Genomic DNA, 14216 nt, shown 5'->3' on the forward strand with positions numbered 1-14216 from the left:
ATCACTGCCCCCCGCCGTGGTCATGGTCCAGGCCGTGAGCCAGTTCGTGGGCGTGCTCGATTTGGACAATCCGGGCGACATCCGCTACTATCCGCTTCTCTTTCATCTCGCTGGCTAGTTGCCTCATTTCGCCTTGAAACTCGTCTGTGCGAGGATCAAACACAGCGTTCTCAACCACTTTGAGGCGATTGCCGGCCGGCTCAATCATCAGCCATCGGCTTTCGGGGTTGAGCCAGTTGATTTGTTCCCGCTTCTCTTGGAGTTGGTCGTCCGAATACTGCATGCCGACATACCAGGGACAATTGGTTTCGTCATAATTAAGGGGCTTGCCGAGGGCAGTGTTCTCTCCGCGGCCTACGAGGAAGAAGACCCGATCGACCGCTTTGATTTCGGTCCCCTTGTACCAGACGCTCTCGATTCCCCCGTTGGGCGAAAACATGACGCCGGCCGTATTGGGCACGGTAGGAGTCGGTGAGCCAGGCTCATCAATAAAGAAGAGGGGCAAACCGCCGCTTTCGATTCCGGAGCCGTTGAAGTCGATCGCCATGCCGGCAGGCAACTGGAACGAAGGTTGGGCGCTTACGCCGAGGGCATTATCGCTTGCTGGCTGTCGTTCGATGATGTATCGCTCGCCAGTGCTCGGGTTTGCCAGCGGAGGAACTTTTCCCTGGCCTTGGGACGCCTCATCCAGCCAGACACAGATAAGTCGATTCTCGTAGCCATTTGGGTTCTGTCTGGGGTCGAGAAAATTCGCACCAGAAGCTGAAGTCTCTTGCGCATTGCGTTTGTCATCCACTATTTTAAACTGTTTTCCCGCGACTTTGATGACATCTCCAACCCGGATCATCCCCGGGGGAAGCGGTTCATCGGCTGCTGTTGTCGCGTACTTGGGTGTTACGACGTACAGTCGGGCACCATACAATGCTCGAAAATCCTCCCCGTCGTTCCCATTGATGATTTCATCTGTTGGCCCATACCTAGTTTGGGAACTTGAGAGACTGTTGTTCGAGAGATAATCCGTGATCTCTTGAACTCCGACACGAGAGTCCGGGCTACCGCCGGAGTATTCGGGCGGGACAGCCAACTGGTAGGCCTCGATTGCCGCGCCGCTGCCGATGCTTGATTCGCGAAAGCCGACACCGACCGGCCGACCCGTGCGGGCCGCTTCGGCTTGGGCCATCATCAGAAAGGTCTTGAGGCCCCGCGACGCCTCGCGGATTTTGCGGGCATCATTATTGGGCGAAACCAACGGCAACACGCCGGCGACCAACGTGGTCAGAATCACCACAACGACCATGAGCTCGATGAGGGTCATTCCAATGCGGAGTTTGGAATTCGGAGTGCGGAATGAGCAGGACAACCCTAGCCGCGACGCAACGCGTCGCAGGGAGGAGTCGCTAGGCGCTAGGCGCTGGGCGCTAGTCAATCGTTTTCTGGTTTGTTTGTTCATTTCTGTACTCAGTTCTCTTCTTCTGTCCCTGCCCCTACTGTATTCCTGCGACGCGTAGCGTCGCGGCTATTCTCGTAGCTTCTTCTCCTCTGACCAGCGCCTAGTAGCTGGCGCCTCGCGCCTACCTATTATCAATCACATGGTTGTGGATGTTGTCGATGGAATTATCGTCGCCGTCTGGATCATCGGGGTTGTCTCCTGTAGACCCAAATTGATATGCGTTATATGTCGTGTCCCATGTGTAAGGGTCCAGATAATAAGGATCAGCTGTCGACGGATCTGTGATATTGTCAGTTCGAGTACTTACATCTCCGATTCCATCTGGGCCCGATGAAAAAATGAGAGGCACGAGCCTAAAGGCAGGATTGTTGTCCCGCAACCGAGAAACAAACCCCTGTAATTGCGATGGATAAGACGAAACAGGAGGTTGTTTGGGATTCGTAGGTTCATCCACTGAATCTCTGTGAAATGGATCAAACGGATCGTGATCGGAATCGGTGTCACCCGTCATGAGGGATGATTTGAGTGCGAAGCCTGCAGGCCAGCGGACCCAACGTATCGGATTGCCCCAGCCATCCAAAAACTCTGGAGCACCGTCTTCATCTGTATCACCAATATCCTGTGGGCTGAAAAGCGTGCGGGCTTCACCATCTCCAGTTAAAAGCATGATTGTCAAATACAAGCATTCGGCACTGCCATTTTGATTGACTTTGCCCATGTCGTTATTAGTCGTGGCTAGCGCTTTCTCAAATCTGCGATAATACATTCTTGCTACTGCCGGTACATTTCTCAGTACCACTGTGGAGCGATCTCGACTACCTTGTGCAGTACTAGTCGGTTTATTAAGTGGATTGGCCAAAAGGTCTACATCACTCCATCGATCAGGCATCTCATATTTCATCAACTCTCGCCGGCCAATAACTAGTAAGTCATTTCGGACTTGGGGATCGGTTCCACTTGGAATATCAATATCCACTTGCCGCGTCATGTAACTCGCATACTGCTCCATGAGCAGGGTGTGGAGTTTCGCAATGGTGGTTTTGGTGCGGGCGGCGCGGGCCGATTCCATCGCAGAGCGCGAAGCACCGAGGAACACTGCGCTGAGCGTGGCGATGATCGCGACGGCGATTAGCAGCTCGATGAGAGTGACGCCGGAGCGGAATGCGGAGTGCGGAGTGCGGAATGGGGAATGGGTATATAGATTCCGCATTCCGAATTCCGCATTCCGAATTCGAATTAATTCCGCACTCCGCATTCTGCAATCCGCATTCAGTTTCATTCTTGTGCGCTCTCCAGTGTGCCAGGGGTGAAGTTGGTGAGCGTATCGGCAACATCGCCGGTGAACGGGCCTTCGGGGAAGAGGATCAGAGGTAGATTGGATTGCGTCATTGCAAACGGAGACATATCCCCCCAAGCATCATCCAAGCCGGCGTGAAGAATTTGAAACTTGTTTTTGTTCACAAAAACGTAATCTTTGGCCACAGGAGTCGCTGTGGAGCTAAAGCCTTCGCGAAGCTTTGTTAGAGCATAAATTTGGTCGGGGCTGGTAGCCAAGCCAGTCATATTTATGCAGTACTCCATCGGATCATGACGCGAAGCATCGAAATACACGTAGGGACGTTCGGAACCTGAAGGGTTATAAGTCCAAAGATTGATTTGTCTCTCAATGCTAGGGTCTTTAGGATCGTTGTAAGTAATAAATCGTCCGTCAAAGACGCCGGCATCGGTACGTGGACCCAAACGAGCGAGGTCGAATTCATAGATGCGATTGCGGCTTTCGAGAATTTCACCATCAACGGATGTAGAGATGAACGATGGTCCTCCCGGTCCCGAGATAGGATATTGCGGATCATCACTGAAACCACCCAACCAGAAATAGATCGCTTCAGCACCATTCAAGCCATTATCCAGTGCTGAAGGGTTACCATTCGAAAGAGTTCCGGTGGCACCCCCCAAACGTTGAATCAAGCCGAGTGGTTCCTGGTGGCGTGGGAAAGCCTTCTTGAACGCTCGCTCAAAGTCTTTGATGGTCATTTGGTAGATCGAATTTCCGAGAAAACTGTTACTACTGTCGTTCATCCCATTCGGCGGATAAATCCCATACTGCTTTCCTACCTTAAAATCCTCCATTGACTGTGCGAGCTGGTTTATTTCCACAGAGATTCGTGCCCGCTTGGCGGCGTTGAGCGCATTGACGGCGCCGGCCGTGATGAGAGCTGCCAGGATGGCGATGATCGTGATTACGACCAAGAGTTCGGTCAATGTGAAGGCGGAATGCGGATTGCGGAATGCGGAATGGGCATTGCGCAAGCCGAATCGCGGGTTCTGATTTCCCTTATATCCCGCAATCCGAATTCCGAATTCCGAACTTCTTTTCCGTCCCATAGCAGTTTCTCCTGATTTAACTGGTTGAATTAGGTGCAAATCGTGTGCGCAAGGCCGCTAGCTGGGCGTTTTTGGCCAAAAGTCGCGATTTCTCGCTTCTGGCAGGCCGAAACGTCTCATTTTGCGAACATTACCCCCCCAGATGGGGTGGTTTTGCCGCCCCGCGACGCTGGACACTTTGCGCTGTCGCGGCAGTGTATTGTAGCGGAATAGAACAGTAGGCGCTAGGCGCTGGTTACTAGGCGCTGGTCAGAAATCGTTCCAACAAACTCTGACTAGCGCCTAGCGCCTAACAACTAGCGTCTATCCAGTTAGTCCGTTGATCAGTTCTACCAGCGGGATGAAGAGGGCGATCACGATGAAACCGACGGCACCGCCGAGGAAGAGGATCAGCAGCGGTTCCATCAGCTTGGTGAGGCCGTCGGTGAGTACGGCGACTTCTTCGTCGTAGGTGTCGGCCACTTTGTAGAGCATCGTATCGAGTTCGCCCGTCTCTTCGCCGACGTCGACCATGTTCACAACAATGTCGTCGACGACTCGCTGGCGGTATTTAAACATGTACATCAACAGTCCGACCGGGCCGCCGATGAAGCAGAACCAGAAGAAGGCGGCGACCGGATGGAAGCTGAGTTGGGAGTATTCCTTCATCGGTTGGGCGATGGCATCACCCTCGCGAATGCGTTCGCTAATGCGAGCATAGAGTTTTTCGAACACCGCGTTGCCGGCGGTCTCGCGGGTGATGTTCAAGGCTTCGAGGATCGGCACGCCGGAGGAGATCAGGGTTCCCAAGGTCCGCGAGGTGCGGGCCATGATGTTCTTTTCGATCAGGTTGCCGAAGATGGGGACCTTGATCGTGAATTGGTCCCAACCCATGCGGCCGGCCTTGAATTTGCGGATGAGTTTGATCGTGAGCCAGATGGCCACCGGCACGCCGGGGATCAGGTACCAGTAGCTCACGCACCAGTTGGAGAATGCGATCAGATAGACCGTCATCATGGGGAGATCGAGATCGAAATCGTCGAAAATCGCTTGGAAACTCGGGACGATCTTGATCATGATGAACGTCAAAATACCGACGGCCACCGACACGACGACGATCGGATAGATCATCGCCCCTTTGACTTTGCGCTTGAGAGATTCACTTCGTTCTTTGAAGTCGGCCAGACGTTGGAGGATGACTTCCAGGGCACCACCCGCCTCACCAGCTTTGATCATGTTCACATAGAGTCGGTCAAACGCCTTGGGCGCCTTGGACATCGCTTCGGAGAGCGTGTCGCCCCCTTCGATCGCTTCGCAAGTGTCTTCGAGTGAGTATTTGAGTCGCCCCGGCTTGGCCTGATCACCGAGGATGCGCAGGGAGCGCAAAATCGGCAGGCCGGCGTCTTGGAGAATAGACAGTTGGCGCGTGAACGCGGTGAGATCTTTGGATTTGACGCCGCCGAAGACGAATCCCCGCTTCTTTTTACCGGGGCCCCCTTCGGATTTCTTGCGCGCCTTTTTGACGGAGATCTTCGTGACGAAGTAGCCCATCTGCCGAATGGTGGCTTGGGCATCTTCCTCGGTCGCCGCTTCGATCACATCTTTGATCTCAGCGCCGGTCGAATCCATCGCTTCAAATTGAAAAGTAGGCATAGGAATTAAGTTATGAGTCTTGAGTCGCGAGTCGCGAGTTTTGCGTGATTAGATTCCGCATTCCGCACTCCGAATTCCGCATTTCTCTCTCATCCTTCAATAATTGTTTCTCTTACCACTTCCTCGGGGGTTGTGACTCCTTCGTAGGCAACTTTCATACCGGCATCTCGCAAGGTGAACATGCCGGCTTTCTGGGCAGCTTTGCGGAGATCGTCGGTGGAGGCGTTCTGCATGATCATCTCTCGCAGTTCGTTATTCATGATCATGAGTTCGAAAAGCCCGACGCGTCCCTTGTACCCTGTATTATTGCAGTTTTCGCAGCCAGAACCACGATAAAATTTCTTACCCTTCAAATCCTCGGGGGAAAGCTGCAAATCGTCGAGAATCTCTTGGGAAGGTGAGTATTCTTCGCGGCACTTGGCGCAGACCCGCCGTACCAGCCGTTGGGCCAGAATCGCCTCGACCGTGGCCGTAATCAGGAACGTGGGGACCCCCATGTCTTTCATACGCGTGATCGTGCTGGGGGCATCGTTGGTATGCAGTGTGCTAAACACCATGTGGCCTGTAAGAGACGCTTGGACAGCGATCTCGGCGGTCTCCAGATCGCGGATCTCGCCGACGAGAATTTTGTCCGGGTCCTGCCGCAGGATCGCCCGCAGACATTGGGCAAAGGTGTTGCCAATCGAGGCATCGATCGGCACCTGGATGATGCCTTCCATGTCGTACTCGACCGGGTCTTCGGTGGTGATTAGTTTGTCTTCGATCGTGTTCAGCTCGTTGAGTGCCGAGTAGAGGGTTGTCGTTTTGCCCGAGCCGGTGGGACCCGTCACCAACACGATGCCGTTCGGCTTGGAAATCACATCGCGGAAGATCGCGAGCAAATCATCATTCATGCCGACTTTTTGCAGATCGAGCGATACGACCGAGCGATCGAGTACCCGCATAACCACGCTTTCGCCAAACATGGTGGGGAGCACGCTCACACGCAGGTCGACCGGATGGCCACCGACGGTCAGCTCGATGCGTCCATCCTGTGGCATGCGGCGTTCCGCGATATCGAGATTGGCCATCACCTTGATGCGGGTAGTGATCGCAAAGGCCAAGTGACGTGGCGGGGGAACCATTTCGTAGAGCACGCCGTCCGCCTTGATGCGGATACGGAATTCGTCTTCAAACGGCTCGAAGTGCAAGTCGCTCGCGTGGTCTTTAATCGCCAGCAGCAGCACCATGTTCAAAAGCTTGCGGACCGGGGCACTGTCGGCCATGGCTTCGACGCTGGCCAGGTCGACCGAGTTGCCCTCGGCGGCAGCCACCGCAGCGGCGAGGTCTTTGTCGTCTTCCAGATCGTGAACGATGCTCTCGACGCTCTCGGTGTTCTCGCCATAGTAGCGGTCGAGCGCGGCCAGGATGCCGGGCTCGGTGGCGACGGCCACTTTGATGTTGTAGCCGAGGAAAGTGCGGAGTTCGTCCTGGACACTTAAGTTCTGCGGATCGCACATCGCGATCGTGAGCGTATCGTTCTCAAATTCGATTGGCACGATGCGATACATCTGTGCCATCGGCTCGGTGACTTTTTCCAGAGTCTCAGGGGCAATCGTCAGGTCACCCACTGCAACGGTGCGGAGCGACATCTGCTCGCCGAGGGCCTGAACGAGTTGCTCATCGTTCACCAAGCCCATGTCCATAGCGACCTGACCCAAGAGCTGGCCGGGGCGCTGCTCTTGCTCTTCGACCAGCGTTTCGAGCTGCTCGTCGGATATATATCCGAGGTCAACCAGGATTTGTCCAATGCGACGTAGGGCCATTTTGAAGCTGTTAGCGGTTAGGTGTTAGCGGTTAGGTGTTAGCGGTTAGTGGCGAGCCGGATGCGTTAGCTTCCGGGATTGTCAGTGGTCAGTGGTCAGTTGTTTATCGCGGAGAATCTTCGATCCGTGCATAGCCGCGACTCAACGAGTCGCAGGGGTCTTCATTCATTACTCGTCGTTCATCCCGCTTCCTCACCCATCTTCACCGGGTTCGGGTTCGTCGAAGACGCCTCGTTCGGCGCCTGCAATTCTGCGGGCGAGTTCCTCGGGCATGTTGGCTTTGGCGATGACGTCTTCCTTGGTCGCGAGCTCGTTTTTCCAGTGTTCGAACAAGTGGTCGTCGAGCAATTTCATGCCATGCTTCGAACCCGTCTGAATCGACGAAGTAATGCGGAAGATCTTGTTTTCACGAATCAAGTTGGCGATACCCGGCGTGACGACCAAGGTCTCAAACGCAGCGACACGCCCCCCGCCGATGCGTGGAATCAGTTGCTGGGCGAGAATACCAATGATCGAACTGGCCAACTGGGTACGAATCTGATCTTGTTGGTTGGTGGGGAAGACGTCGATGATACGATTGATCGTGCCGGCGGCGCTACTAGTATGCAACGTGCCAAACACTACGTGTCCCGTTTCCGCCGCGGTGATAGCCGCTTCGATCGTCTCGAGGTCACGCATTTCACCGACGAGAATCACGTCGGGGTCTTGTCGCAAGGCACGGCGAATTGCCTCAGCGAAGGAAGTCACGTCGACTCCCACTTCGCGCTGGTTGATCGTCGATTTGCGATGATCGTGGTAAAACTCGATGGGGTCTTCGATTGTGATGATGTGATGATCGATCGTGGAATTGATGTAGTCGATCATCGCCGCGAGGGAGGTCGATTTTCCTGAACCCGTGGGACCGGTCACAAGAATCAGACCGCGGGGACGCATGATCAGATCTTTGAAAATCGTGGGGATCTTGAGATCCTCCATGCTCATCAAATGCACGGGAATCTGCCGCAGCACCATCGCCACATTGCCACGCTGGCGAAACACTGACACACGGAAACGTGCCTGGTCGCCGAACGCGAAGCCAAAGTCGGTACTGCCGGTCTCCTGGAATTCCTGCTGGCAGCGGTCCGGCGTGATGCTTTTCATCAGGCCCATCGTGTCGGCCGGTTCGAGCACTTTGGTCTTGAGTTTTTGCATGTGGCCATGCAAACGGAGCACAGGTGGTTGGCCCACCGTGATATGCAAATCGCTTGCTCCCTGCTTGACTTGGGCAGAGAGCAGTTTGTCGATTAAGATTGTGCCCATAACTCTGGTTCCGTGTGCCGCGTTGCGAGACGGCTAACTTTTATTCTAATTGCGAGTTAGTTTTCTGTGCGTTTCGAGACGCGGAAAACTTCCTCTAAAGTGGTGATTCCTTGGAGGGCTTTGCGGATTCCATCGTCGTAGAGTGTGGTCATGCCGGATTTAATGGCTGCCTTGCGAATCTCAGGGGTCGAGGCCCCCGCGAAGGCGAGCTCCCGCACTTTTGAGTTCATCATCATCAACTCGAAGATACCAAGTCGCCCACGGTAGCCACTCTTTCCACAATGCGAGCAGCCTTGCCCCTTCATGAACGTGGCGGTGGCGGCCTGCTCGGGAGTGATGCCGGCGGCTTCGAGTTGGCCGTCGGTGGGGGTGTGAGGATGTTTGCACTTCGTGCAGACCACGCGAACGAGTCGTTGGGCCAGGATGCCAATAATACTTCCAGCTACCAGGTAAGCCGGCACCCCCATGTCGACCATACGCGTGATCGCACCGGGTGCGTCGTTGGTGTGCAACGTGCTAAATACCAAGTGACCGGTGAGTGAAGCTTGGATACCCATGGAAGCCGTCTCGTGATCGCGCATCTCGCCAACCAGGATGACGTTAGGAGCTTGACGCAGCATCGCGCGAATAATCAAGGCAAAGTCCAACCCGATGTTGTGACGCACTTCCACCTGATTGATGCCAGGCAAGTAGTATTCAACGGGATCCTCGGCGGTAATGATTTTGCGATCGGGCCGATTGAGCTCGTTGAGTGCCGCATAGAGGGTTGTTGTTTTTCCGGAACCGGTCGGTCCCGTGACGAGAAAGATCCCGTTGGGCCGGCGAATCAAACTGCGGAACTTGCGGAAGTCTGCCTCGGCGAGGCCCAATTGGCGCACGCCGACCTTGATGTTGTCTTTGTCCAGAAGTCGCATCACGCACGATTGACCGTGCGAGGTGGGGAGCATGCTGACGCGGAGATCGAGTTCTTTGCCACCAGCCGTGATTTTGATGCGACCATCTTGCGTACGGCGCCGCTCGGCAATGTCCATTTTCGCTAGAATCTTGATACGTGAGAGCAAGGCACCCAAAAGTCGCCGAGGGGGGCTATCGCGTTTCACGAGAACTCCGTCGATGCGATAGCGAATTCGCACGACTTCTTCAAAAGGTTCTACGTGAATGTCTGAGGCCCGCAGCTGCACGGCTTCGGTAATCATCAACTGCACAAGCCGCACGATAGGAGCACTGGTTTCGTCAACCACGTCGTCGTCGCCAGCATCATCGTCGCTTTCGGTCTCGGTAAAGTCGATCGCCGTGTCGGTAAATTCCTGCAACATCGAGTCTGCCGACTCGCCATCCATCTGGCCGTAGTTGCGGTTGATCGCTTCGAGGATACTTTCCTTGGTGGCGATGCCGATATCGACTTTGCGATTGAGGATGAACTGGAGCTTGTCGAAGGTTTCAAAATCTTCGGGGTTGCTCACAATCACTTTCAATTTGCCATCGTCTTCCGAAAATGGAATCACGGCATTTTCGCGAGCGACCGACTCGGGTACGAGTTCCACCACGGCGGGAGGAATCGGCACACTGTTGAGATCGTAGTATTCATACTTGTGCATCTTGGCCAGGGCGCGCCAAACCTGTTCGGGGGCGGCATAACCTAACTGCACGATCGCTTCTTGAAGCGTGAGCCGGCGCGAACTTGAGACCGTCTCGGCCTCTTGCAATTGCTCGGGGCCGATGATCCGATTCTTGACGAGATAATCACCAAATTTAGACATCGCAGAAAAGTCTCTGTTCTCTTCGCTTCTGGTCCGCGCGGCATATCGGGAGAACTTGCTGACTCTGCTTCCAATCTCCGCTTGCCTCACTGGCCAGCTGAGAAAAGATCACAATGTCGCAAGACAAGAACGAAACTCCCGAATCGCAAAACGACCCAGCCAGCCTGCTGGCCTGCCATTTTGGACAGAAGTCCGTGCCCCCTGGGGAGTTACGCACATTCCCCACCTCACCGCATAGTCTCTAGGCTAATGGCGGAAAGGCAGAATGTCAATTAAGTGAGGGGCGAGAGCCAGGAGAACTGCAAAGTACGTCGGCATTCGTAGGAAAGTGACCAATGTACAATTTCCAATGACTAATTTCAGCAGGATTCTCGACAGTTTTGGTCATTGGTCCTTGGTAATTGGCCAATTGCAAAGCCATGTGTTTTTTGAATTTGCAGTTCTCCTGAGGCGGGAGATTAGAGATTAGTGACGAGAGTCGAGGGCAGGTGTGGGCTATCTAGCCGTTTTGACAGACTCGTTCGCAGTAGATTCGCTTGGATTCTTCCCTGACTTGATTTTACGTGCGTCTTGTCGCAATCGTGTGGCTGTCGTCCGGAGCGCATCTGCCTGAGAATAGAGATCCAGCGACTCCAACAGATATGCCGATTGCTCCATTCGCCAGGCGGTTTCACGAAGTGCATCGACGGGCGTTGACTGCCGCGCTGTCCAGCTGGGTTGGTGAAGGTGATAGGTCGGCACAGGTGGCGCAGTTGGGGGAGGGGCCCATGGGCGACTTTTCGGAGGTTCGGGAGCCGAGAAATCACTGACGATCGACCCCCCTAGTTCTTCCTGCAAACGCAAGACTTCGCGAGCCACTTCCTCCGCTGCCGGCGAGGACGCCCCGGGTTGATCCGTGACATACGCGGCCGTGGGATCGCCTGCCTCGGACGATTTTTTCAGAGTCGCTGCGTCACCCAATGGACTTAGGGTGAGGATCATACCTAGCGAAAGCAGAACCGAGCTAGTGAAACTATTGGAGTTTGTCATTTGAAATCCTTTCTTTCTCAAGCGAGCCGGGTAGTCCTCGACCCCGGGCTGTTTCAGATCTGGTCACCGATCTCAAGTAGCCCGGGGTCGAGCAGCCCGGGGTCGAGGACGACCCGGCTCGCTGTGGGTTATGAAAAGAGGGCGCTGCTTTTCGAGAGCAGCGCCCCGATTCATCACCGATCCCGTGTGGATCGCTGCTTAGATCAGTTGGGTCGGAAAATGCGTCTCGCATTCGCCATTCAGTCGGGTTTCCTCTTCCCAGTCATAAGCACCACGTATAGGCCTTTCCGCATATTCTGCCAAATCTGGCCGCACACGTACGTATCGATAGCGGTCGCCGTCGACAAGCTCATCCGCGTATTCGCGGTGGAGATAGCGAAGTGGTTCGATGCGATCTGCCTCGAGCCGATCCATATAGCGTCTGCGCGCCCGCGGGAGAGTTCCAGCGGGGCCCGACGCCAGTCGCAGCAGGAAAGTGCGAATAACGGTGAGCGACAAACCTCCGGTGCGTTCTTGGCAAAGCCACTTCGCTTCGCGCCACAGATTCTCATGTCTGGCAAGTTCCAGCAGCTCGTGCCCATCAAACGTGAGGCGGACGCAAGGCACACCGGCCGTGGTGCGATCCACTTCCTTGAGCAAGCCGGCGTCGATGAGTAGGCGGAGATGATACCGAATTCGCTCTTCGGTTTCGTGATTCATATTTGGGCGCAGAATGCTCACAGAGCAGTCGGCCCCCTTTGCTTCGATGTCCAGCAGCAACTGCCGAGCGAGATCCAATTCGCGTCTCATAGATGTGCACCTCCATTTGCACGGGGAAAAAATCGGGTTGGCCGAGCATCGTCTCCCGGCCCTGGGTCGTTTAGGTCGCTCCCGGAAGTGAATGCTCATGGGGAGAAACCGCTTGAAATTTGTCTCAAACTTCCCGATGGGTCAAGATCGGTTGATGATCCCACGAGATCAGACCGAGTGGGGCTTTGGGACATGCTCAAAATCGGCTGATATCCGACATATTGCGACCCTCCCCTGCTAGCATTGATTCCGCTAAGATGGAAGATTACAGGGCCCTCCGACCCGGAAAGAGACGCCGAGGTCAATTGCTAGCCAGGAAGGTAGTTTTCTTATATGACCAAACACATTTTTGTAACCGGCGGTGTCGTCAGTTCCTTGGGAAAAGGGCTCACCAGCGCGTCAGTAGGGATGCTGCTTGAAAGGCGGGGACTGAGCGTGCGAATGCAGAAGCTCGATCCCTATATCAACGTCGATCCCGGCACGATGAGTCCGTATCAGCACGGCGAAGTTTATGTGCTCGACGACGGCAGCGAGACCGATCTCGACTTGGGCCATTATGAGCGATTCACAAGTTCCCCGCTTACACGCGATTCCAACTACACCACCGGTCAGATTTATCAGTCGGTCATCAACAAGGAGCGTCGCGGCGAGTTCCTGGGCAAGACCGTGCAGGTAATCCCGCATATCACCAATGAAATCAAGTCGGTCATTCACAAGGTCGGCAAAGACAGCGTCGCCAAGGAAAGGGACGAGCAGGTCGACGTGGTCATCACCGAAATCGGTGGGACCGTGGGTGACATCGAAAGCCTGCCCTTCCTCGAGGCGATCCGTCAGTTCGCCCTTGATGTGGGCAAGGAAAACTGCCTCTACATTCATCTTACCTTGGTTCCCTATTTGAAGGCTGCCCGCGAGCTCAAGACCAAGCCGACCCAGCACTCGGTTGGTCAGTTGCGTGAGATCGGCATCCAGCCAGATATTCTCATCTGCCGCACCGAACAGCCGATCAGCCGCGAAGATCGTGAGAAAATCGCCCTGTTCTGTAACATCTCGCTCGATGCCGTGATTGAGGAACGTGACAAGGATTTTTCGATCTATGAGGTGCCGTTGAGCCTGTTGGATAACAATTTGGACGGGCTGATTTGTGAAAAGCTGGGGCTGCAGACGCCTGAGCCCGATCTGGAGGATTGGCGAAATTTACTCAAGCGACTTCGCAATCCTGATTGCGAAGTGAGCATTGCGGTTGTGGGGAAATATGCCGAGCATCGAGATGCCTACAAGTCAATCTACGAAGCACTTGATCACGCCGGCATGGCCAATGGGGCTCAGATCCGGCTGGCCCGGATTCGTAGCGAGGATGTCGAGGACGAAGGTGCCGAGAAACTTCTCGCAGGTTTTGACGGCCTGCTGGTTCCAGGAGGTTTTGGCGAACGAGGCATCGAAGGCAAAGTCGCTGCAATTCGTTACGCCCGGGAGAAGAACATTCCGTTTTTTGGGATCTGTCTGGGAATGCAATGTGCCGTGGTGGAAATCGCTCGCAATGTTTGCGGCCTGGAAGGTGCCCACTCGACTGAGTTCGATAAGGAAACACGTCACCCAGTGATTTGCTTGCTGGACGACCAGCGTACGATCACCGACATGGGAGGCACCATGCGGCTCGGTACTCAGCCCACGAAACTCGCCGCTGGGAGTCATTCCGCCAAGAGCTATGCAACAGAGCAAGTTTCGGAGCGGCATCGCCATCGCTACGAAGTCAACAACGAGTATCGTGAGCAACTGATAGAGCATGGTCTGTCGCTCGCTGGAACTAGCCCCGATGGTTCGCTAGTGGAAATCATTGAGTTTCCTGCCCATCCCTGGTTCGTAGCGGTTCAATACCACCCCGAGTTTCAGTCGAAGCCGACAGCGGCTCATCCACTATTTGCCGGTTTTATTCAGGCAGCGGTCGAGCACCATCAGGGCCGTGGTGATCGGCCTCATGAAAGTTCCCCAGACAATCTGACGTCGGACGAGGAAGATACCGTTCCATTTCTCCGCAAGGCGCACTAACCCACTCAAGGAGAATCCACG

General features: G+C 54.8%; 10 protein-coding genes. 1 reads left to right on the forward strand and 9 read right to left on the reverse strand.

What is annotated here, in order from left to right:
• Position 1: 1 nt before the first annotated feature.
• From Pr1d_RS08505 to Pr1d_RS08545, 9 genes are all read right to left on the reverse strand, one after another.
• Positions 2-1450: a pilus assembly FimT family protein gene (locus tag Pr1d_RS08505; protein ID WP_148073137.1), complete on the reverse strand. Its 1449-nt coding sequence runs from the start codon at positions 1448-1450 to the stop codon at positions 2-4.
• Positions 1451-1571: 121 nt separating this feature from the next.
• Positions 1572-2660 carry a type II secretion system protein gene (locus Pr1d_RS08510; protein WP_168205126.1) on the reverse strand — a complete coding sequence of 363 codons (1089 nt, stop codon included), beginning with the start codon at positions 2658-2660 and terminating at the stop codon, positions 1572-1574.
• A gap of 65 nt (positions 2661-2725) precedes the next feature.
• Entirely contained in the window at positions 2726-3835 is a 1110-nt protein-coding gene (locus tag Pr1d_RS08515; RefSeq protein ID WP_148073139.1) for a type II secretion system protein, read from the reverse strand.
• A gap of 303 nt (positions 3836-4138) precedes the next feature.
• On the reverse strand, positions 4139-5467 hold the full coding sequence (locus tag Pr1d_RS08520; protein WP_148073140.1) for a type II secretion system F family protein: 1329 nt from the start codon (positions 5465-5467) through the stop codon (positions 4139-4141).
• Between the two features lie 89 nt (positions 5468-5556).
• Positions 5557-7272: a GspE/PulE family protein gene (locus Pr1d_RS08525; protein WP_148073141.1), complete on the reverse strand. Its 1716-nt coding sequence runs from the start codon at positions 7270-7272 to the stop codon at positions 5557-5559.
• 192 nt (positions 7273-7464) lie between these two features.
• The gene (locus tag Pr1d_RS08530) at positions 7465-8571 is read right to left on the reverse strand and encodes a type IV pilus twitching motility protein PilT (protein ID WP_148073142.1); all 1107 of its coding nucleotides are present in this window, start codon (positions 8569-8571) and stop codon (positions 7465-7467) included.
• A 56-nt stretch (positions 8572-8627) separates the two neighbouring features.
• Positions 8628-10331 carry a GspE/PulE family protein gene (locus Pr1d_RS08535; protein ID WP_148073143.1) on the reverse strand — a complete coding sequence of 568 codons (1704 nt, stop codon included), beginning with the start codon at positions 10329-10331 and terminating at the stop codon, positions 8628-8630.
• Positions 10332-10826: 495 nt separating this feature from the next.
• Positions 10827-11360, reverse strand: coding sequence for a hypothetical protein (locus Pr1d_RS08540; protein ID WP_148073144.1), 534 nt, complete (start codon positions 11358-11360; stop codon positions 10827-10829).
• 198 nt (positions 11361-11558) lie between these two features.
• Complete coding sequence (locus tag Pr1d_RS08545) at positions 11559-12149, reverse strand: DUF2513 domain-containing protein (protein ID WP_168205127.1); 591 nt, start codon at positions 12147-12149, stop codon at positions 11559-11561.
• Positions 12150-12482: 333 nt separating this feature from the next.
• On the opposite strand from Pr1d_RS08545, the gene Pr1d_RS08550 reads away from it, so the two are divergent.
• Positions 12483-14195: a CTP synthase gene (locus Pr1d_RS08550; protein ID WP_148073146.1), complete on the forward strand. Its 1713-nt coding sequence runs from the start codon at positions 12483-12485 to the stop codon at positions 14193-14195.
• The last annotated feature ends 21 nt before the right edge of the window (positions 14196-14216 follow it).

This window comes from Bythopirellula goksoeyrii (assembly GCF_008065115.1).
Classification (GTDB): Bacteria; Planctomycetota; Planctomycetia; order Pirellulales; family Lacipirellulaceae; genus Bythopirellula; species Bythopirellula goksoeyrii.

What these genes read in the sequence shown, in the direction of transcription:
- Pr1d_RS08545 (WP_168205127.1), bottom strand. Translation starts at nt 12,149, where the DNA reads ATGAGACGCGAATTGGATCTCGCTCGGCAGTTGCTGCTGGACATCGAA.
- Pr1d_RS08535 (WP_148073143.1), bottom strand. Translation starts at nt 10,331, where the DNA reads ATGTCTAAATTTGGTGATTATCTCGTCAAGAATCGGATCATCGGCCCC.
- Pr1d_RS08525 (WP_148073141.1), bottom strand. Translation starts at nt 7,272, where the DNA reads ATGGCCCTACGTCGCATTGGACAAATCCTGGTTGACCTCGGATATATA.
- Pr1d_RS08515 (WP_148073139.1), bottom strand. Translation starts at nt 3,835, where the DNA reads ATGGGACGGAAAAGAAGTTCGGAATTCGGAATTCGGATTGCGGGATAT.
- Pr1d_RS08520 (WP_148073140.1), bottom strand. Translation starts at nt 5,467, where the DNA reads ATGCCTACTTTTCAATTTGAAGCGATGGATTCGACCGGCGCTGAGATC.
- Pr1d_RS08550 (WP_148073146.1), top strand. Translation starts at nt 12,483, where the DNA reads ATGACCAAACACATTTTTGTAACCGGCGGTGTCGTCAGTTCCTTGGGA.
- Pr1d_RS08505 (WP_148073137.1), bottom strand. Translation starts at nt 1,450, where the DNA reads ATGAACAAACAAACCAGAAAACGATTGACTAGCGCCCAGCGCCTAGCG.
- Pr1d_RS08540 (WP_148073144.1), bottom strand. Translation starts at nt 11,360, where the DNA reads ATGACAAACTCCAATAGTTTCACTAGCTCGGTTCTGCTTTCGCTAGGT.
- Pr1d_RS08530 (WP_148073142.1), bottom strand. Translation starts at nt 8,571, where the DNA reads ATGGGCACAATCTTAATCGACAAACTGCTCTCTGCCCAAGTCAAGCAG.
- Pr1d_RS08510 (WP_168205126.1), bottom strand. Translation starts at nt 2,660, where the DNA reads ATGCGGAATCTATATACCCATTCCCCATTCCGCACTCCGCACTCCGCA.